Below are 19837 nucleotides of genomic sequence, written 5' to 3'. Positions count from 1 at the left end.
GGCTTACCCCAGGCTGGCGGAGCGGCGCGCGGCGAGCGCCAGCTCAAGATCTGCTCGTGTCACCACAGCATCTCCTCTCATGAGCGCAGCCTTAGCGGCTGACTCGGCTGCCTTGACGATATCCGCATGACTGAGTCCCTCTGTGCGTGAGGATAGCCCGGTGAATGAAACGCCCTTGGCAAGTGACCCCAGACGCTTGCGGATAACCGCTTGGGCTTGTCTGCCACTCGGCAGCGAGTAGGTGAGGACGGCGTCGAAGCGACGGAAGAGTGCGCGATCCAGGATGGAACGATGGTTGGTGGCCGCGACCACAATCGACTCCGGGCTCGCTTCCTCCAGGAACACCAGGAATGAGTTGAGGATGCGTCGCGCTTCGCCGACGTCGTTGCCGCTTCTGTCTCCGCCGAGGGCGTCGAACTCGTCGAAGAGGTAGACCGCGCGGTGGGTGGCGACCTCATCAAACACTGTCCGCAGCTTAGAGGCAGTCTCACCCATGAACTTGCTGAGCAGACTGTCCAGACGCACGGTGTACATCGGAAGTGAGAGTTCAGAGGCGATAACGGAGGCAGTCATGGTCTTGCCTGTACCAGGCGGGCCTTCGAGAAGCAGACGATGCATCGGGGTGAAGCCATGCTCGATCAGAACGGACCGTTGCCGCTGCTCCTGGATGACCTGCGTGATCTGCTCGCCGAGCTCAGGTGAGATGACGAGATCGCGCAGGCGTACCTGTGGCTGAGCGATCTCAACCAGGCTGGCGAGGTCTCCTTCGGGACGCGGAAGTGTGGCTACCGTCGCAAGGGGTGAGCGTGCTCGTTGACGTGAGGAGTCGACAGCCTTCTTGATGTCAGAGGCGAGTCGGTGGTGCCCCTGACGGGCTTCCCGAGCAGCGACCTGCAGGGCGACGGAGTAGAAGGCGTCCTCGTCACCGGAGGCGTGACTGCGCACCATGGCTGTGATGTGTGCACCGTGACCTGCCACAGATGGCCTCCCTTCCATGTTCACCTGAGTTGTCACTGTCATCGTACGGCACGCCAGTGACACATTCCCTGGTGCCGCGCTGGGATCGCTCTCACGTCCACCAGTAGATCGTGCTTGTTGCGGACGAAGTGGCTTTCGCGTTGTGTCGACTTGCCTGGCGCAGAGATGCGTCCAGGTGGGTTTATGTGGTTGCTGGGGTCAGTTGATCGGAAGAATAGGGTAGTTTTATTTCGTAGTGCTTGATCGCATCTATTGGGCTCTCGTGTAGCTGCCCTACGGCGTTTCGTAACCAGTGTACTCCGTGTGCGTCAGTGAAGGCGATCTCCACGCCGGGGCTGGCGCTCATTCCTCGCCATCCTTTGGGCGCGGCGAGCTGCCATTCGCCTGGAGGGAGTGTGGTTAGTTTTCTTCTATAGTCGTCTGGATAATGTTGCCCGTTCTGCTCGTTGATGACGAAGGTTGCAACACAGCGATACGCAGGAGAAAAGGACTGGTTGCTAATGCGTATAATGTCTTCAGTCTTCTGATCTGATTTCTGGTTCGTCAGAACCCAGGCAGTGATGCGTACTGCCTGTTCTTTTCTCTTGTCGCTGCGCCTCCACCATGCTTCCAGAGCCAAAGTGATTGTGGCGATGAGCGTTGCACCGGCGGTTCCTATCGCTCCTATCCAGGAGGCCCAGTCTTGGCTAGTCATAACTCGACTTGCATAGGAGTTTCTGTGGGCTTTACGTCAAGTGGTGGCAGGGAGTTCACGATCTCCTGGGTTCGCACGGAGACGGTGGTGATGCGGGCGATGAGGTCCAGGAGGTAGCGGGGCTGTGCCGAGGCGGTGGGGCCGCCGCCCGCACCCTCCGCCATCCAGTCGTTAGGGTCGTTGACGATCCCGGAAGCCTTGTGAGTGCTCACACGATAGCGGTCCAGGAGCCAGTCCAGGCCGCTGCGCGACCCCAGCAGGTAGTCCTGCGCCTGGGCGGGAATACCGGAGATCGTCACATGCTCGTTGTAGACGATCGAGGTCTTGTCATCCTGCAGCCTGCCGTCCCGGCGCACCCGGGCATAGCGCATCTTCTCCACCTGCAGCAGGTCCGCTGAGGTCGTTTCCCGCAGATCCCAAGGCACCTCCTGGCCATCGACGATGAGTTGCAATGGTGCGGGCTCCACGGACTCGTAATCCAGGTGCAGGTCGGCAAGCCCGCGCCCAGCCGTGGTGAAGGAGACGAAGTCTTCCCGGCTCGCTACCAGCGGGATATGAGGTAAGGACTTCTTCAGGTCCGAGCCATACCGCGTCCGATACTCCGGTGAGTGCAGGAGGGCGTACACGTAGTAGAAGATGTCATCCTTGGTCACCTCCGGCCCATAGGCCGTCTGGTAGCTGCGCAGCGTGGCGTCGGTGATGTTGTCCACTCGGCGGTAACCGCCCAGCACCTCACCCTCCTGCCCGACGGCGGTGCTGGACTCCTCCGCGTCCTCACCACCGGAGAGATCCAGCATGCCTGACTCGGCCGCATGACGACCGCCGACAGGCTCCCACGTCCAGCGCGGGAAGAACTGGCCGGTATCGAGTACGTGAAGATTGGGGAGTGTATCAACGACCAAGGCGCCAAAATCGTAATGCGAACTGACGCCCGTGAGATAGAAACCAATATTATCGTGGCCGGGAGTCGGGAAGTAGCGGCGCAGAACAGCAGGGAGGTAGATGATGCCGTTCGAGGCGTTGAGCCACTGCTTGCAGAAGGGGCGGTACAGGCCGCAGTAGGTGGCTCCCGCGTCATAGGTGATGACACGGTTCTTCTCCAGCGACTTGTAGAGATCCCGAGTCCACTTGATCCGCGTCTCGTCGTTTGTGACAAGGTCCCGCACCTTCGCTCCGGCCTTCAGGTCGGCTGCTCGGGTGCGGTGGACGCGTTCGCGCTCCTCGTTGTACGTCTCAATGAGCCGCTGTGCCGAGTCGCGCAGGCCCGGCAGCGAGAAGTTGTAGACCCATGCGTCTCGCCCAGTTTCGGCGCCACGAGAGTATGAGGTGAAGATCGGTGCCTGTCCCTCGCCGATGGACTGCCAGGACTCGTAGCTCGGGTCGCGCTGGTTGATCCAGTCACCCTGGACGTTCGGGGTGATGGTTTCCCACTTCAGGGTGTCGATCTGCGACTCCTCGACGATCCGCAGCTTGTCCTCCCTGGAGAGGTAGTCGCCGACGTCGCGGTAGTGCAGAACAGCCGGCCCCTCATGGGTCGGGTCCTTGACGAGGAAAATGACGGCGATGGTAGTGCGTCCACCTGAGTCGAAGACGTTGCCCTTCTCTTTTCGGCGCAGCTCGCCTGAGGTTCGTGCGTTGCCCCGCAAGTTGTAGACGTAGAGGTGGGAGAACTCCTCGGCCAGGGTGAGGCGCACGCCGTCGGCTGTGTTGCCGTCGATGAAGCCGCCGTTGGTGACGAAACCGATGACCCCGGCCTCCCCGACGCGGTTCGAGGCCCAGCGGATGGCCCGCAGGTAAGAGTCGTACAGGGAGTTCTTGTTGGTGCCCGTGGAACGGGCCGCGTAGGTCGCCTCGATCTTGGCGTCCAGCGACGGGTAGTGCTGGTTGGCATTGTTGTCATTGGCGGACTCCTGCCCCACCGAGTAGGGCGGATTGCCGACGACCACCTGAATGCTCGTCAGCCCCAGCTGGGCCGCGGCCCGCTCGTTGTTGGCCACGAACACGCTCTGATCCAGCATGTCCCCGTCCTCGGTCATCTGGAAGGTGTCAGCCAGGACGATCCCGTCAAAAGGCGTGTAACCCGCCTGTGCCGGGTCGTTCACATCACCGTCGGCCAGCGGGGCGTCGCTGCGCATGAGGTCGCGGTAGGTGACCTCGATATTGGCCGCCGCAATGTAGTAGGCCAGCAGCAGGATCTCGTTGGCATGCAGTTCGCTCGCGTACTTGCGCGCCAGGTCCGCCTTGCTGATGAGGCCGGACTGCAGGAGCCGGACGATGAAGGTGCCCGTCCCGGTGAAGGGGTCGAGCACGTGCACGCCCTCATCGCTGATGCCGCGCCCCAGGTGGGTGCGTGTCAGCCAGTCCACGCTGCGCAGAATGAAGTCCACGATCTGCACCGGCGTGTAGACGATCCCCAGCGACTTGGCCGTCTTGGAGAAGGCCAGGGAGAAGAACTTCTCGTAGAGCTCGGTGATGATCCGCTGCTTGCCCGCAGCGTTGTCAATGCCCGCGCAGCGCTCACGCACCGACTCATAGAAGCCCTCCAGCCTCTCGGTCTCCGCCTCCAGGTTGGATCCGTCCAAGACCCGGAGCATCCGACCCATCACCTGCGCCACCGGGTTCTCGGCCGCGAAGTCATAGCCGTCGAAGACCGCATCGAAGACCGGCTTGGTCACCAGGTGCTGGGAGAGCATGTCGATCGCGGACTCCGCGGTGATCGAGTCATTGAGATTGGCGCGCAGAGCCGCCAGGAAGCGCTCGAACTCTGCCGCCACCTCGGGGTCCTGCACCCGCTTGGCCAGGCGCTTACGGTGACGGGCCGCAATATCGGCCACGTCCTTGGCCCACTGCTCCCAGTAACGCCGCGAGCCGACCTTCTGGACCATCCGGGCGTAGATCGCCTCCCGCCACTTGCCCAGCGCCCCCAGGTCGAAGGCCGCCTGCTGAGGCGCCGGAGTACCGGAGGAATCGCCGTCGTCGCCGCCTGGAGCCCCGAAGGGATCGATGATGGCGATCTTGTCCGGCTTGGACTGGTTGAGGTCGATCTTGTTGACCATGGCGTCGAAGCGCTCATCGTGAGCGCGCAGCGCCTGCAGCACCTCCCACACCACGCGAAACGTGTCATTGTCAGACAGGACGTCCTCGGGCGACATCCCAGCCGGGATCGCCACCGGCAGGATGATGTAGCCGTACCGCTTACCCGAAGCCAGGCGCATCACCCGCCCCACGGACTGAACGATGTCCACCTGGGACTTGCGCGGGGACAGGAACATGACCGCATCCAGGGCCGGGACGTCCACACCCTCGGACAAGCAGCGGGCGTTAGACAGGATCCGGCAGGACACGGACGTCCCCTCCGACTCCGATGCCTGCCGGGTCGGCGCCGGCGCACCCAGGTCGCCCGAGAGCCAGGACAGCAGGCCGTTGCGCTCCATGATGTTCATGGAGCCGTCCACGTGGCGAACCTCCACGGAGCCCAGCCGCTTCTGAGTCGGGGTATCGGGGTTGACGCCGTCCGTGTCGTCGGACAGCTCGGGAACCTCGGGCTCGTCGGTGAGCGTGAGCCGGTAGTCCTCGGCCACGTTCCTGAAGGAGGAGGCGAAGCGCTTCGAGGTCTTGATATCGCGGGCGAAGGCCACCGCCGTGCGCATCGGCTGGATGTCCTTGCCGTAGTCGGCCGTGTCCACACTGCGCTTGGCCAAGGCGTTCCAGCAGCCCACGATCCGGGCGGCGTCGTCGAGCGTGAGCTGGCCGTCCTGAGCCAGGGAGGACTGCATCTGATCGGCGATCTGGTCCTCGGAGACCGTGAGGACCAGGACCTTGTAGTCGGTCAGCAGACTGCGGGAGACAGCCTCACCGAAGCCCAGGCGGAAAAGCTCCTCGCCGTAAGTCTCGACGTCGTCCATGGAGGCCAGGATCGCGTTCTTCTGACCGGCTCGAGCCTTGGTCGAGTCGTCATAGATGCGGGGAGTCGCCGTCATGTAAAGGCGCTTGGAGGCGTGGATGTAGTCGTTGTTGTGGATACGGACGAAGGCGGACTCGTCCGTGCCCGTAACGGTGGCGCCGGTCGTGCGATGGGCCTCGTCGCAGATCACCAGGTCGAAGCCGGGGGCGCCGAGCTTCTGGGCCTGGGCGACGGCGTCGATCGACTGGTAGGTGGAGAAGACCACCGTCATCGGGGCCGTCCCGTGGACCGGGGCTGGACGGCGTGCCAGGCGGTCGGCGAGCACCGTGCCGTCCGTGGTGGCTGGGATCGCCAGGTCCACCACCGAGATGTCCTCGCTCAGGCTGGTGCGCTTGCGCCCCTTGCCGACCTTCGTATCCGAGCAGACCGCGAAGGAGCGAAGCGGCACCTCCGACTCTGCGCTCCACTCCATGAGCGTCTGCGACAGCAGGGCGATGGAGGGCACCAGAAACAGCACCCGGCCACCGGAGCCCGCCATGGCCTCCGCAATGCGAAGGGACGTGAAGGTCTTACCGGTGCCGCACGCCATGATGAGCTTGCCCCGGTCCGCCATGGACAGTCCGGCAGTCACCGCGTCCAGGGCTCGCTTCTGGTGCTCGCGCAGGCTCTTGCCACCGGTGCGCACCATGACCTCAGGGGTCTCCAGGCTGAACGAGTCCCAGTCGATCGTCGAGTTGAACAGGTCCTCCAGACCAATCCGGGAGACCGGGATGGCCTGACGAGACACCGTCTCCTCCGCAGCCGAGTTCCAGTGCTCCGTGGTGGACACGAACAGCCGGGAGGTGAACTCTCCCGTCCCCGACTCCGCCAGGAAGGAGTCGACGTCTCCCTTGGTGATGACGCCCGTGTCGGGGTCATAGAACTTGCACTGGACGGCGCACAGCTCGCCGGTCTCGCGCTCGCGGGCCACCAGGTCGATGCCGCGGTCCGGGCGCGCGCCCCGCTCCGGCCAGTCGCTCCACATCCACACCTCGTCAAAGCGCTCCGCGTAGCGCGGGTCCGTGAGAAGGAACTGGCGCACCAGGCGCTCGAAGGCCGTTCCCTTGCCGCGTTGCGTCCGCGTGTCGAAGTACAGGCCGTCCAGGATCACTTTGATGCGCGACTGACTCACGGGGGAAGCATACGGTGAGAAAGGTGGGGTGCTGCCGCCACGAGACCACGCGTGACGGGACTGTGTCGGAGCCGCGCGGGCTGGGCAGGGGAACGATCCCCATCCCGTGCGTCGGAGCGAGGACCTAAGGTGGCACCATGGCTCATCGTCGACGCAACATCCTCCGCTTCCTGTTCACCGCGCTCTTCCTGGCGCGTCCGGGTGAATCGGTCCGGTTGTGATGGGGCTGGTGGGAGGAAAGGGCCTCCCGAGGCGCACGATTCTGGTCGGCGCCGGAGTTTTGGCGCTGCTGGCGATGTCGGGCTGTGGGTCGCTGACCCCGGGAAATATCCAGGCTCGCCGTCGGATCAAGCAGTCCTTGAAGAGCTTCGATGTCGTCAAATCAGTGAACGCGGAGGTGGAATACAACTTCGAAATAGGTGACTCCTGGACGGTCCTGATCGTTCTCAACGATGATCCCGGGCGAGAAGAGACTCTCGCTGTCCTCAAAGACGCCTATCGTCTGGTCAAAGAGGCTGTGGGGAGGAGTTACGTCAGACTGTCGGCGTCCTGGAAGCAGAATGGCGCCTCTGTGTCGTGGTCTCTCTCGGAGAACGAGCCGAATGAGGCGGCGCTCGATTATCTTCGGGATCTGGCGAAGCCTAGCATGAAGTCCATGGATGGTGGAGGTCGTCATATCTCGGTGAATCGAGGCGAAGTAAAGAAGTTTCCGGATGATGTGATTATGATGCCACGATCCGGCGTTGGTGTGGATGACAGTTTTGATCTTGGTGGCATGACTGTCAAAGTTAATGCCGACACTACTGACTTCAGTTCTGTTCCGCTCCGCGAGGTAGTGGATGCCATCGATTCAAAGTATCGGAAGGAGGCCAGAGTTGAATTGACGGACGATCATCACGTGTATGAGAAACCAACACTCGAGGTCTCTGCTTTTGGGGCGGTGTCGGATGGCCTCGATGTCGCCGCGGCAGCGAAAGTGCTCAATATCGTCTCAGGCAATCAGGCGCTTCAGTCGCTTTACGTCTCGACCGTGTCGGACCAGAGTTCTGGTGGGACGGAAGGCGTGCGCTTCCAGATGGATGCGGGTGCCTTCGATGCCGGATACCCTCCTGAAGAGGGTGCGAAGGTTCGGGCAGCAGCCCGGGAGTCCGCTTCTTAGTCGTGACGGGAGTGTGAATCTGATGGTTCCCTGTGACAGGAGAGTGCGGCAGGAGTTCTTGACGCAACGGAGTGGGGTCTGATGAATGCTCGACGTCGTGAGGCGCTGGCGTTCGGCCTCGTGTCCCTTGCTTTCGCAGTGGCCGGGTGTTCGCCCATGGCTATGGCGCGCAAGAGGCGGGAGCGGAAGGTGCATCAGTACCTCTCCGGGCTCGACGCTGTGGCGTCCGTGAGGGTAGAGGTGCACCCGGAGTTCTCAGAGCCGGATCGTTGGACCGTGGATGTGCGGCTCAAGGACGATCCGTCCGCGGAATCAGTTGCGACAGTTGTGCGGGACGCCTACGCCAAAGTGCTGAACCTGACCGGAGCCAATGAGGTGAGGATGGTTGTCTCCTGGGTCAAGGGGAAGACCTCCGTCTTCTGCTACCTGCCGATGAAGGATGCCGATAAGGCTGCCTCCGCCACGGTGGAGGCGTTATCGCCCGGCATGGAGCGAGTCCAGATCGAGGAGGAAAGAATCTCCTTCGAGTACCGGACTACTGAGACCCTCCCGGATCATTTCATCCTGCCGCCCAGCTCTGCGGTGCTGCGCCTCGGCTCCCTGAGGGTCGAGCAGAGCATTCTGATTGGACGGTCTCACTGCTTCATCTCCCACGCCAAGGGTAAGGACCTCACATCTGTGCCGGTCAAGCGTGCACTGGAAACCATTCCCTCCGACAAGCGGTACGGAGCGGTCCTGAGCCTGGAGGCGGAGGATTATAACAGTCACCAGGCCCGTCTCATATTCAAGAAATGGGTCAATGACTGGCAGGATGAGGATGTTCAGGCCGACGCTGCGGTTCTTGCCACAGTCCTCGGTAACCAGGTGCTCCAGAGGGTGGAGCTGCTTACCTCGGTGGAAAGCAAGGTCCAGCCCAGGGTGGTTGGCTTTGACATGAAGTCCGGCACTGTGGTCGGCCAGGGAGATCCGCCTGAGAAGGGGGCGCCCATCCTTGCCGCGGCCCAGCAGCCGGACGCTTCGTCGTAAGGTATCTGCGAGAGGGCTTGCATCCTTGGGGCGTGCCGACCGTTCTCCCCACCAGTGCCAATGACGACGGGCTGCACGCATCGAGACATCGATGCGTGCAGCCCGCTTTAAAGTGTTGTGCTCAGCGCTTGAAGTGCTCCTTGAGATCAGCGACTCGCTTGTCCCATGCTTCTTTGCGCTCTTCGCGGCGTTTGTCGCGAATGGTACGGCGTGCCTCGCGATCCGCTGCTTCTGCAGCTGCTTCGGCGGCCTCGAGTTCGGCCAGCACCTCGGAGACGGGGCGGCGGGCCACAGTTCCACCCAACTTCGTTGAGATGTTGTCAAGCACCTCGGGCGTCACCTCAGATACCTGGGCGAGGATGGCCGTTGTTCCGGGAGCGACGCGGGCGCTGAGGTCGCCGAGGACGGTCTCACGCTTGTCAGCATGGTCGATGTCGCTCAGACTTCCGATAACGGAACCTGCACCCCATCCCAGGAGCATGCCGAGTGGGCCGCCGAGCAGACCGACAATCAGGCCGATGAGGCCCCCAGTTGCCGTGCCCTCGCCGATCGTCGCGTCCGATCCCTCCGCCAGGTGCAGGTGTCCGTCCTCCTCGCGTTCCGCGATGAGTGCTGAGACGACGTCGATCCTCCCTTCCGCGGAGGCTTGGCGGAGGTCACTGAGAACTTCGTACGCCTTGGAGGACTCGGTGAAGGTAATGACGACTACGCTCTGGTCGGTCAAAATGCTCTCCTTTTGTGGTGCAGTCTGATGTCGCCATCGTATCATACAAGTGGTTTGAATCTTGATGGCCCCGGCGCGGCGGGCACCACAGCCCTCTTCGGGCGGGCGTCACTGCCGCCCGGCGGTCTCATCGGTAGCATGAAGCCGGATCACCCAAACCTCGGGAGGAACTGATGCACGAGCCCATCAAGCTGGTCGACCGCGTCCAGGCCATCAACTGGAACCGCCTGACCGACGACAAGGACCTCGAGGTCTGGGACCGCCTCACCGGCAACTTCTGGCTGCCCGAGAAGGTGCCGCTGTCCAACGACGTGCAGTCCTGGGCCACCCTGAACGAGGCCGAGAAGAACATGACCACCCGCGTCTTCACCGGCCTGACGCTGCTGGACACGATCCAGGGCACGGTCGGCGCGGTCTCCCTCATCCCGGACGCCCGCACCCCTCACGAGGAGGCGGTGCTCACCAACATCGCCTTCATGGAGTCGGTCCATGCCCGCTCCTACTCCTCGATCTTCTCCACGCTTATCTCGACGGCGGAGATCGACGAGGCCTTCCGCTGGAGCGAGGAGAACGCGAACCTTCAGCGCAAGGCCCGCATCATCCTGGACTACTACCGCGGCGACGACCCCGAGAAGCGCAAGGTCGCCTCCACCATGCTGGAGTCCTTCCTCTTCTACTCCGGCTTCTACGCCCCCATGTACTGGTCCAGCCACGCCAAGCTGACCAACACCGCCGACCTCATCCGCCTCATCATCCGTGACGAGGCCGTCCACGGCTACTACATCGGCTACAAGTACCAGCTCGCCGTGCGCGAGTCCTCGCCCGAGCGCCAGGCCGAGCTCAAGGACTACACCTTCGACCTGCTCATGGAGCTCTACGACAACGAGGAGCAGTACACCGAGGACCTCTACGACGAGCTCGGCCTGACCGAGGATGTCAAGAAGTTCCTGCGCTACAACGCCAACAAGGCCCTCATGAACCTGGGCTACGAGGCGCTGTTCCCGGCCGACGCCGTCGACGTCAACCCGGCGATCCTCGCCTCACTGTCCCCCAACGCCGACGAGAACCACGACTTCTTCTCCGGCTCGGGCTCCTCCTACGTCATGGGCACGGCCGAGGCCACCCAGGACGAGGACTGGGACTTCTGAGAGGCAGGCGGGCGGAGGCGGGGAGCGCTCCCCTGGGTGGGCTCCCCATGGTGGGGGACTCGCGCCGGGTGCACACTTTCGCCATCCCCAGCGCGCGAGAAAGGAATCCCCATGCGCTCCTCCGTCAAAGTTCTCTCCGTCGCCGCCGCCCTTGCCATGGCTGTCGGACTGTCCGCCTGCGATGAGCAGGACATCGCTCAGCCCTCCCCCGGTAGCGGCTCCGCGACCAGCTCCGCCGAGCCGGACTCAGGCGACTCGGATGCATCCCCCTCCGAGGACTCCAAGGACGACAAGGACGGCAAGGATGCCAAGGACACCAAGAGCAAGAGTGGCGAGACCACCAAGTCCGGCTCCGAGATTCAGGAGATCAAGCCGGTGACCTTCAAGGACGAGGAGATTGGTCTTACCCAGACCTGCGACAAGGTGATCGAGGACTACGCCGCACCGAAGTACAAGAAGACCCGTCAGTCAGATACGGTCTACCTGCTTCACTGCAAGCTCGACTTCACTGGGGATGTTGGTTTCAGCCACAAGATCACAGACTCCACCTCGCTCCAGGACAAAACGGAATCCAAGCGCAAGGCGGACGAGTACGGGGCGCTGCTGGCCGACGACCTGAAGGATGACGGTCTTGAGGTGTTCGACTCCGAGGACTCCGGCTCCGGACAGGTTGAGGGCTGGATCTCCATGGCCACCGTATCGGAGTCGACCAAGCTGAAGCCCTTCTCCGAGGGCACCACCAGCATCGTCTACAACCGTGGAGAGGCAGAGGGCATGCAGAGCGGCAAGAAGTACGCCGCCTACTCCGACACTCAGGACCTCGTGCTCAAGTGATCTCATAGCACTGTCTCCTCGGCGGCCCTGAGAATCCCGCCGATGCTGTTCCCCGGCTGCCGCGTCCTCCGTTCCACAGATCGGAAGGGCGCGGCAGTGCTTGAGGGGGTGGCTGATGGCGGTACGGCCTGCCTCCAACGTCAGAGGTATTCGGTAGCGTGCTGTCATGACGCCATCCGAGGTGACTCGCCCCCGTCCGACGGCGCCGCCCGTCTACCGGGACGGCCCGTCCAAGATGTCGGAGGTCGACGCCCGATCCTGGAGCATCGACGACGTCCTCGACGCCGTCTTCTTCGCCATCGCCGCCGTCGCCACGCTCTGGCTGGCCTGGCTGCTCATCGGCTCGGGCTGGCACCTCGATCCGGTGCTCGTGGTCAACTCCCTGCTGTTCTGGGCGGTCCTGGCCTACCTCGCCCTGCCGCGCCTCCACCAGGTCCTCACCTGGCTCTACGTCCCCGACTACTTCATCGGCCGCACCCGCACCCCCGACGGGCTCCTGGGCGACCCCGTCAACCTCGCCGTCAAGGGCGACGAGGAGGATATTCACGAGGCGATGATCGCGGCCGGCTGGGTGCGCGCCGACCCCATCACCCTGCGCACCTCCTGGAGGATCATCGTCTCCTCGCTGCTGCGCCGCTCCTACCCGGCCGCCCCCGTCTCCAACCTCATGCTCTTCGGGCGCAAGCAGAGCTTCGCCTACCAGAAGGAGGTCGAGGGCAACCCCGCCCAGCGCCACCACATCCGCTTCTGGTACTGCCCGCCCGGCTGGTCGCTACCCGGCGGTGGGCACGTGGACTGGCTGGCCGCCGCCACCTACGACCGCGCCGTCGGCCTGAGCGCCCTCACCCTCCAGGTCACCCACAAGATCGACGCCGACATCGACATCGAGCGCAACTACGTCGTCGACGACGTCCGCTGGGCCAACGAGGCCGCCGAGCTCGAGATCTGGCCGGACGTCTTCACCTCCTACCACGACAAGAACGGGGGAGGGGACCGGGTGGTCACCGACGGCGCCCTCCACGTGCTCGACCTCAACGAGGTGGTCCCCGGATCCGATGCCGGGCTCTCCCTGCAGCAGGCCCGCCTGGCCGACCTCCAGGCCCGACGCCGCCGCCCCAGCCAGCTCGTCATCGCCCTGGCACTCATCGGGCTCATGGTGGCGGTCGAGATCCTGCGGGTGGCCCGCATCGACATCACCCAGCTGCTGGAGGCCGCCCCGTTCCCGGAGGAGGACCCGGGGGCGGTCACCGCCGTCGTCGCCCTCATCGCCACGGTGTCCGGTGGCCTGACGCTCATCACCGCCGCCCTGGGGGTGGCGGCCTGGCGCGGGCACCCGCGTGGCCGCATCGCCCTCATGGCGACCCTCGTCCTGGGTATCGCCACTGACATGGTTCAAGTCTCGAGCCTCGGGGTCCGGCAGGCCACGCTCGGCCTGGTCGTCACCAGTGCGCTCCAGGTCCTGGCCCTGCTGGCGCTCTCGGCCCGGCAGGTCCACCAGTGGGAGCACGCCCGCAAGGAGGAGCGGCTTGCCGGCCGCACGAGTGCACGGGGCGACCGAGCGGCAGTTAGGCTGGGCTCATGAGCGAGTACCTGGCAGGACCGCAGGACAATGGTGCCGGCGGCGCAGGGCCGGAGGGTCGGTCCGGCCGGCACACCAGCCACGTCAGTCATGTCGATAACTCCCGGCCCGTCGACGGCGAGCGCGAGCACGTGCGCTTCGGCATCCCCTTCAACGGGGTCCTGCCCATCTGGCACGACGACGCCACCATCACCTGGCACCGGCCCGCCGACGGCACCGACCTGTCCACCGTCCTGGGCATGGGGCTGGTGGAGTCCGAGCCCGGCCCCGCCCAGGCCCCGGCTGGGTGGCAGGAGCGTGTCGAGACCGGCGTCCTGACCGACGCCGGCCGCCTCCTGCTGCTCAAGGCGGCCACGCCGTCGGGCCGCCGCGCCATCAACGACCCCGGTGAGGGAGCCCCCATCCCCCTGGAGGAGCCGCTGAGCTACGCGGAGGCCATGGAGGGGGTCTTCGATATCGTCGGCTTCGGCATCCACATTGGCCGCGTCATGCTGCGCGCCGCCCGCGACGGCGGCATCATCGTGTTCACCCTGCGTGCGCCGCGCGACCCCGAGCCGCACCACATCCTGTCCGTGCCCGCGCAGGTCGACGACCACGGCGTCATGAGCTTCCACCTGGGGACCCTGCAGGAGATGGAGGGCGGCGCCTGGGACTCCGCCACCCACCGGGACGGCATGGCCCTGCTCGACCTCACCATCCCCTACTCCGACCTCGTGGCCGAGGCCGGCCCCAACGGCGAGGAGGGCCTCGACGCCGACAGCGTCCTGGAGATGGCGCAGCCGGTCGTCCAGTGCATCCTCAAACCCGGCTACCCCTTCGCCCTGGGGGCCTCCATCCTCCTGCCGCAAGCCGGCTGAGCCGAGGGCGGGCCGCAGGCCGGGCTGGGCCGGAGTGGCGGCTGCGGTTCGCGCCGAGGACGTACTTTCCGATCGAGGACTGCGTTGTCCTCCAGGCTACTGGGATCTCCCCGCAGTCATCTGGGGGACAACGCAGTCCTGGTACCGATAGTAAGTCCTCGATGGGGCGGTGGCTCCCGTAGTGGTGGCGGCTGGGCCAAGATAGAGCCATGCGCGACCTGAACGACCTGACCCGCCCCACCGTCCCCTCCGGCGCCATCCAGGAGCGCATGCGAGCCGAGACCGAGGAGCGCCGCGGCGTCGTCGGTCCGGCACCGGCCCTGCCCGACGACGCCGGAGCCCCCACCGCTCTGCGCGCCGCCCTGGGGCAGGCCGTCGCCGAGCTGGCCCCGCAGATCGTCGAGCTCTCCCACGACATCCACGACCACCCCGAGACCGGCTACGAGGAGCACCACGCCGTGGCCACGGTCGCCGAGCTCCTGCACCGCCACGGCATTGAGCCCGAGGTCGGCGTCTACGGCATGGACACCGCCCTGCGCGCCGAGATCCCCGGAGGCGGCGGCGCGGACGCGGCGGCCGGAGGCTCCGGCGAGTCGGCCGGCACCATCGCCATCCTCGCCGAGTACGACGCCCTGCCCGGCATCGGCCACGGCTGCGGACACAACGTCATGTGTGCCAACTCCGTGGGCGCGTTCCTCGCCCTGGCGGCCCTGGCCCGCACCCGCCCCGGCGCCCTGCCCGGCCGCGTCGTCCTGCAGACCACGCCCGCCGAGGAGAACTCGACCGCCAAGGAGATCCTGGCCGTGCGCGGCATGCTCGACGGCGTCGACGCCGCCATCCAGACCCACTCCTACGCCCACGACGTCACCCACCAGACCTGGCTGGGCGTGCGGCGCCTGCGCGTCATCTTCCACGGCGTGCCGGCCCACGCCGCCTCCCAGCCCTTCATGGGCCGCAACGCTCTGGACGCCGCCACCCTGGCCCTGACCGGCATCGGCCTGCTGCGCCAGCAGATGCTCCCCATGGACCGCCTCCACGCCATCATCACCGACGGCGGACAGGTCCCCAACATCATCCCCGAGCGCACCGAGCTGTCCATCATGGTGCGCTCGAAGTACCTCGAGACCCTCAAGGAGATCGCCGAGCGGGTCGAGGAGGTCCTCCACGGCGCCGCCCTCATGACCGGCACGGGCGTTGAGATCCTCACCTCCGAGTACTGCAACGAGGTCCCCGTCCGCGACAACGGCCCCCTGCTGACCTCCTGGGTGCGCTCCCAGCGCGAGCGCGGCCGCGACCCCCTGGCCGCCGGGGTCCTGCCCGAGACCATCGCCGCCGGCACCGACTTCGGCAACGTGTCCCAGCGCATCCCCGGCATCCACCCGCTCATCAAGGTCACCGACCGACCCGACGTCGCCCTCCACACCCCCGCCATGACCGAGGCCGCCGGCGCCCCCACCGGGGACGCGGCCGCGCTCGACGGCGCCTACGGGCTGGCCGCCGTCGCCCTGGACTGGCTGCACGACGCCGAGCTGCGCCGGGCCGTGCGCGCCGACTTCGAGGCCACCGGCGGGGCGATCGACGTCGCCGACTTCTGGGAGGAGTGAGGCGGCCGCGCCCCGGGCCTCCCAGGCCGCCCCGGCTCTCAGGCCGCCGGGCGGCGGATGAGCAGCGCCCCGGGGTCGATCCGCACCCGCATGCTCTGCGTGGGCGCCAGCAGGTCGCCGTCGACCTCTACCAGGGCCGGTGCCGAGAGCTGGACGGCCACCTCCCCGCCGCGGCGCAGCATCACCCGACCCAGTGAGCGGCCGGACTCGGAGTAGTGCGCCGCGTAGGGCGGCAGCACCTGGCGCGCCAGTGAGCTCCAGCCCGCCAGGCCCGCCACCGTGTCGATGGCGGCGACGTCGAGCAGGCCGTCATCGGTACGGGCCTGCGGCAGCAGGGTGATTCCGGCCGGGAGCCGGCCGCCGTTGGCCACCAGCAGGTTGCGGGCCCGCAGGCGCTCCACGCGCCGCGCGCCGGCCTCGTCCAGGAGGCTGAGCACCAGGTCCATGCGCGGCGAGCCCAGGTTCTCCATGGCCGCCAGCGCGTAGGCGCCCCAACCGACCCTCGCCTTGAGGGCCGGGCGCGTGGAGGCCACCAGTCCGGCGTCGAATCCGATCCCGGCCACCACCATGCAGGCGTGCTCGTCGCCGAGTGTGGGTCGGGTCCACTGATGCGGCCGGCGGGTCGCCCTCTGGATGGTGTGCACGGCCCGGGCCGCCTCGGCCGACAGCTGCCGGGAGTCGGCCGGGTCGGCCGCTGCGGGCGGGGAGTCCGGCGGGGCTGCTGCGGCTCGGCCTGTCAGGGGTGTGGAGGGTGCGGAGTCGGCCCGCCCGCGGGGGTCACCTGGCGGTGTCGGGTCGGGGAGGGCGCCGGGGTCGGACCAGGGTTCGGTACGCACCCAGGCCAGGTCGGCGGGAAGGTCGATGCCGTGGGCGACCACTCGGGCCGCGGCCCGAGCGTCCCCGACCGGCACCCCGAGGTTGCGGGCCGCCAGGTTCGCCGTGCCCAGTGGGACGATGCCCATCTGGGCGCCGGTGCCGGCCAGGCCGGCCGCCACCGAGCGCACCGTTCCGTCACCGCCGGCGGCCACCACCAGGCTTGCCCCGGCCGCCAGGGCCAGGCGCGCCTGCATCGTGCCGGGCTCGGAGACGCTCGTCTCCAACCACACGGGCCCGGCATAGCCGGCCTCGCGCAGCTCGCCCTCCAGCAGGGAGCGCACCGCGGCGGTGGCGCGCGGCTTGGAGGGGTTGACGACGACGCAGGCCAGTGGCCGCCCGGTGCGCGTCGTCGCCCGGGTGCCGCCGTCGGTGCCGCCCGTCATAGGGGCAGGCTAGTCGCCTGGGCGGCCCGGGTCACGGCTTGCGGGGCGCTGTCGAGCGGAAAGGAATCGAGTGTGCGCCGCCGGCAAGGGGAGCCTCCAAGGACAGCTCAGGCCGCAGCCGGGGCCGTGACGGGGGTGACAGGCAGGTTGGCCTGTTTGACCAGGCGCGAGATGAGCTCGGCCAGCTGGGCGAAGTCGGCGCCGCGGGAGGAGGAGACCCGGTGCACCAGGCCCATGCGGCGCATCGGCGACTCGTCGCCGAAACGGGCGATGCCGTACTCCGAGGAGGGGGTCAGCAGCTGGAGTGCCCCCTCGGGGATGATCGTCACGCCCGAGCCGTGGGCGACCATGCGGGTCACCGTCGACAGGGTGGTGGCCACCGCGACCGGGGGCTGGGAGCCGTAGCGTTGGCACAGGGCCAGGGTCTGGTCGCGCAGGCAGTTGCCCTCGTCGAGCAGGAGGAGGGGCTGGTCGTCGAGCTCGGTGGGGCTCACGTCCGTGCGGCCGGCCCAGGGGTGGCCGGCGGCGGTGAGGACGACGAGCGGCTCGTCGAACATCGGGATCGCGGTGGTGCGCTGGAGGTCGTCCTCCAGGGCGATGATGGCGGCGTCGAGGCGCCCCTGGGCGAGCTGGTCGAGGTTGTCCCCGGTGACCATCTCACGCAGGTCCAGGTCCATCTGGGGCAGGGCCTCACGCAAGCCGTCGATGAGAACGGGGGCCAGGTAGGGCGCGATGGTGGGGATGATGCCCAGGCGCATCGTGCCGCTCAGGGCGGCGCCCTGGCTGGAGGCGGCCTCACTGAAGGCCTCGGCGGCCAGGACGGCGTCCCGGGCGTAGGGCAGCAGGGCCTCGCCCAGGGAGGTGACCAGGACGCGGCGGGTAGTGCGCTCCACCAGCTCGCCGCCGACGCGTTTCTCCAGTGCGGTGATGGCCTGGGACAGGCTGGGCTGGCTGACGCCGAGCGCCGTGGCGGCCTCGCCGAAGTGCTGGTGGTCGCACAGCGCTACGAAGGCCCTCAGCTGGGAGAAGGACGGAGATGATGTGGTCGGCATGAGTTGTGGTCCTGTGGTTGGGGCCCGCATTCATGGCGGTCGGCGAGCCTGATATGACGGAGTGACAGAAAATCGGGGACAGACGACTAGCCGGGAGGTGGTGGGGAGAGTGGTGCGTGGGTGGTGTGGGCGAGCCTCCGACGTGGCGGCTCGGAAACACCGTCGGGAACGATAGGGTGCACCGATTGAAATGGATTCTATTCACAGGTGGATTGCGTTGGTAAGAGGGAAGTGGGTCACGTTCGCCATCGGGCGGTAGTGCGGGTGGGGGCGAGCGTGTATGGGGCGCGGCCTCACCGGACTCGCGCCGCGGCCATCCAATCTCCCGGATGATTCCAGGGTTTCCAGGCCCTCGGGTTGCCCCGACGGCGGGGTGGGCGCTGGGGCGTTGACGTCGATTCCGGTCCGCTGCGGCCTCGAGTGTTGGCTCAGCCACTCGCCCGTGACTTTGGTCGTCCCCGGCTCTCCCGGTCTGCGCCGTCCGCCGCGCTCGCGGCCCGGATCGGCTCAGGTGCTGATCGAATGCTGTCTGGGCCACGGTCCTGACTACACTCGGGACCATGATCGACCTGCGTGCGCTTCGTGAGAACCCCGAGCCCTTCCGCGCCAGCCAGCGAGCCCGTGGTGCCGACGTCGATCTCGTCGACCGCGTCATCGCCGCCGACGAGACCCGCCGTCAGGCGCTGGCCGCCTTCGAGAACCTCCGCGCCGAGCAGAAGCAGGTCTCCCGGTCCGTGGGGAAGGCCTCCCCGGAGGAGCGTCCCGCGATCCTGGCCAACGCCAAGGAGCTGGCCGAGCAGGTCAAGGCCGCCGAGGCCGCTTCCTCGGTCGCCGCCGCCGAGCTCGACGACCTGGCCCGCCAGTTCGCCAACCTCATTGAGGGGGCGCCCTCGGGTGGCGAGGAGGACTACGTCGTCCTGCGCCACGAGGGCGGCCGGCCCCGCGACTTCGCTGCCGAGGGCTTCGAGCCCGCCGACCACCTGGCGATCGGCGAGGGCCTGGACATCATCGACACCCGCCGTGGTGCCAAGGTCTCCGGGGCCCGCTTCTACTACCTCAAGGGCTGGGGCATGCGCCTGGAGCTGGCCCTCATGACGGCGGCCCTGGACGCCGCCGTCGCCCACGGCTTCACCCCGATGACCACCCCCACCCTTGTCACCCCGCAGGTCATGGGCGGCACCGGCTTCCTGGGCGCCCACAGCGACGAGATCTACTACCTGCCCGCCGACGACCTCTACCTCACCGGCACCTCCGAGGTGGCTCTGGCCGGCTACCACGCCGACGAGATCCTTGACCTGTCCGCCGGGCCCAAGCGCTACATGGGCTGGTCCACCTGCTACCGGCGCGAGGCCGGGGCCGCCGGCAAGGACACCCGCGGCATCATCCGCGTCCACCAGTTCAACAAGGCGGAGATGTTCTCTTACTGCCGCCCCGAGGACGCCGAGGCCGAGCACGCCCGGCTCCTGGCCATGGAGGAGGAGATGCTGGCCCTGGTCGAGCTGCCCTACCGGGTCATCGACACCGCCGCCGGGGACCTGGGCTCCTCCGCCGCACGCAAGTTCGACTGCGAGGCCTGGCTGCCCACCCAGCAGCGCTGGATGGAGGTCACCTCCACCTCCAACTGCACCACCTACCAGGCCCGCCGCCTGGCCGTGCGCGAGCGCCGCGAGGGCGGCACGAGCCCTGTGGCCACCCTCAACGGGACTCTGGCCACCACCCGCTGGATGGTCGCCATCCTGGAGAACCACCAGCAGGCCGACGGCTCGGTGCGCGTGCCCACGGGCCTGCGCCCCTACCTGGGCGGCCTGGAGGTCATCGAGCCCGTCGGCGTCACCGCCTGAGGACCGG

Annotated in this window: 14 protein-coding genes; 8 read left to right on the top strand and 6 right to left on the bottom strand. The window is 66.8% G+C overall.

Annotated features, from left to right (window positions below):
• Positions 1-3: 3 nt before the first annotated feature.
• The 3 genes from FK267_RS01225 to FK267_RS01215 all read right to left on the bottom strand — a co-directional run bounded on the left by FK267_RS01225 (position 4) and on the right by FK267_RS01215 (position 6747).
• Positions 4-1041, bottom strand: a complete 1038-nt coding sequence (locus tag FK267_RS01225; RefSeq protein WP_232622468.1) for an AAA family ATPase — start codon at positions 1039-1041, stop codon at positions 4-6.
• A 118-nt stretch (positions 1042-1159) separates the two neighbouring features.
• Positions 1160-1672, bottom strand: a complete 513-nt coding sequence (locus FK267_RS01220) for a hypothetical protein (protein WP_141405893.1) — start codon at positions 1670-1672, stop codon at positions 1160-1162.
• A complete protein-coding gene (locus tag FK267_RS01215) occupies positions 1669-6747 on the bottom strand; it encodes a DEAD/DEAH box helicase (RefSeq protein WP_198498116.1) in 5079 nt (1692 codons plus the stop codon). The genes FK267_RS01220 and FK267_RS01215 overlap by 4 nt, the downstream gene beginning before the upstream one ends.
• A gap of 220 nt (positions 6748-6967) precedes the next feature.
• Here FK267_RS01215 and FK267_RS01210 point away from each other — a divergent pair, with 220 nt between their 5' ends.
• Together FK267_RS01210 and FK267_RS01205 are read left to right on the top strand one after the other, a co-directional pair.
• The gene (locus FK267_RS01210) at positions 6968-7906 is read left to right on the top strand and encodes a hypothetical protein (protein WP_232622612.1); all 939 of its coding nucleotides are present in this window, start codon (positions 6968-6970) and stop codon (positions 7904-7906) included.
• 189 nt (positions 7907-8095) lie between these two features.
• Positions 8096-8932 (top strand): hypothetical protein, encoded by an 837-nt coding sequence (locus tag FK267_RS01205; protein ID WP_249039328.1) that lies wholly within the window; start codon positions 8096-8098, stop codon positions 8930-8932.
• A 121-nt stretch (positions 8933-9053) separates the two neighbouring features.
• Here the strand turns inward: FK267_RS01205 and FK267_RS01200 are convergent, their stop codons facing one another.
• Entirely contained in the window at positions 9054-9656 is a 603-nt protein-coding gene (locus FK267_RS01200; RefSeq protein ID WP_003788384.1) for a DUF1269 domain-containing protein, read from the bottom strand.
• Positions 9657-9829: 173 nt separating this feature from the next.
• On the opposite strand from FK267_RS01200, the gene nrdF reads away from it, so the two are divergent.
• The 5 genes from nrdF to FK267_RS01175 all read left to right on the top strand — a co-directional run bounded on the left by nrdF (position 9830) and on the right by FK267_RS01175 (position 15678).
• Positions 9830-10804, top strand: coding sequence for a class 1b ribonucleoside-diphosphate reductase subunit beta (nrdF, locus tag FK267_RS01195; RefSeq protein ID WP_075374182.1), 975 nt, complete (start codon positions 9830-9832; stop codon positions 10802-10804).
• Positions 10805-10915: 111 nt separating this feature from the next.
• Positions 10916-11638 carry a hypothetical protein gene (locus FK267_RS01190; RefSeq protein WP_075374183.1) on the top strand — a complete coding sequence of 241 codons (723 nt, stop codon included), beginning with the start codon at positions 10916-10918 and terminating at the stop codon, positions 11636-11638.
• Between the two features lie 166 nt (positions 11639-11804).
• The gene (locus FK267_RS01185) at positions 11805-13220 is read left to right on the top strand and encodes an LssY C-terminal domain-containing protein (protein WP_232622467.1); all 1416 of its coding nucleotides are present in this window, start codon (positions 11805-11807) and stop codon (positions 13218-13220) included.
• Positions 13217-14074, top strand: coding sequence for a hypothetical protein (locus FK267_RS01180; RefSeq protein WP_198498115.1), 858 nt, complete (start codon positions 13217-13219; stop codon positions 14072-14074). The genes FK267_RS01185 and FK267_RS01180 overlap by 4 nt, the downstream gene beginning before the upstream one ends.
• Positions 14075-14283: 209 nt before the next feature.
• A complete protein-coding gene (locus tag FK267_RS01175; RefSeq protein ID WP_141405892.1) occupies positions 14284-15678 on the top strand; it encodes an amidohydrolase in 1395 nt (464 codons plus the stop codon).
• A 38-nt stretch (positions 15679-15716) separates the two neighbouring features.
• Here FK267_RS01175 and FK267_RS01170 read toward each other — a convergent pair whose 3' ends face one another.
• Together FK267_RS01170 and FK267_RS01165 are read right to left on the bottom strand one after the other, a co-directional pair.
• The gene (locus FK267_RS01170; protein ID WP_141405891.1) at positions 15717-16937 is read right to left on the bottom strand and encodes a diacylglycerol/lipid kinase family protein; all 1221 of its coding nucleotides are present in this window, start codon (positions 16935-16937) and stop codon (positions 15717-15719) included.
• Between the two features lie 107 nt (positions 16938-17044).
• On the bottom strand, positions 17045-17989 hold the full coding sequence (locus tag FK267_RS01165) for a hydrogen peroxide-inducible genes activator (RefSeq protein ID WP_070511153.1): 945 nt from the start codon (positions 17987-17989) through the stop codon (positions 17045-17047).
• A 560-nt stretch (positions 17990-18549) separates the two neighbouring features.
• On the opposite strand from FK267_RS01165, the gene serS reads away from it, so the two are divergent.
• Positions 18550-19830, top strand: coding sequence for a serine--tRNA ligase (gene serS / locus FK267_RS01160; RefSeq protein WP_141405890.1), 1281 nt, complete (start codon positions 18550-18552; stop codon positions 19828-19830).
• Positions 19831-19837: the final 7 nt, after the last annotated feature.

Origin of the sequence: Actinomyces oris, from assembly GCF_006546825.1 — a bacterium.
Taxonomy (GTDB): Bacteria; Actinomycetota; Actinomycetes; order Actinomycetales; family Actinomycetaceae; genus Actinomyces; species Actinomyces oris.
The sequence above is the reverse complement of the archived record's forward strand: the minus strand, read 5'-3'. Positions and strand labels throughout refer to the sequence as shown.

Excerpts from the sequence above, each read along its gene's own strand:
- FK267_RS01180 (WP_198498115.1), top strand. The coding sequence starts at position 13,217 with ATGAGCGAGTACCTGGCAGGACCGCAGGACAATGGTGCCGGCGGCGCA.
- FK267_RS01185 (WP_232622467.1), top strand. The coding sequence starts at position 11,805 with ATGACGCCATCCGAGGTGACTCGCCCCCGTCCGACGGCGCCGCCCGTC.
- FK267_RS01170 (WP_141405891.1), bottom strand. The coding sequence starts at position 16,937 with ATGACGGGCGGCACCGACGGCGGCACCCGGGCGACGACGCGCACCGGG.
- FK267_RS01175 (WP_141405892.1), top strand. The coding sequence starts at position 14,284 with ATGCGCGACCTGAACGACCTGACCCGCCCCACCGTCCCCTCCGGCGCC.
- FK267_RS01220 (WP_141405893.1), bottom strand. The coding sequence starts at position 1,672 with ATGACTAGCCAAGACTGGGCCTCCTGGATAGGAGCGATAGGAACCGCC.
- FK267_RS01165 (WP_070511153.1), bottom strand. The coding sequence starts at position 17,989 with ATGCCGACCACATCATCTCCGTCCTTCTCCCAGCTGAGGGCCTTCGTA.
- FK267_RS01210 (WP_232622612.1), top strand. The coding sequence starts at position 6,968 with ATGGGGCTGGTGGGAGGAAAGGGCCTCCCGAGGCGCACGATTCTGGTC.
- serS (WP_141405890.1), top strand. The coding sequence starts at position 18,550 with ATGATCGACCTGCGTGCGCTTCGTGAGAACCCCGAGCCCTTCCGCGCC.
- nrdF (WP_075374182.1), top strand. The coding sequence starts at position 9,830 with ATGCACGAGCCCATCAAGCTGGTCGACCGCGTCCAGGCCATCAACTGG.
- FK267_RS01190 (WP_075374183.1), top strand. The coding sequence starts at position 10,916 with ATGCGCTCCTCCGTCAAAGTTCTCTCCGTCGCCGCCGCCCTTGCCATG.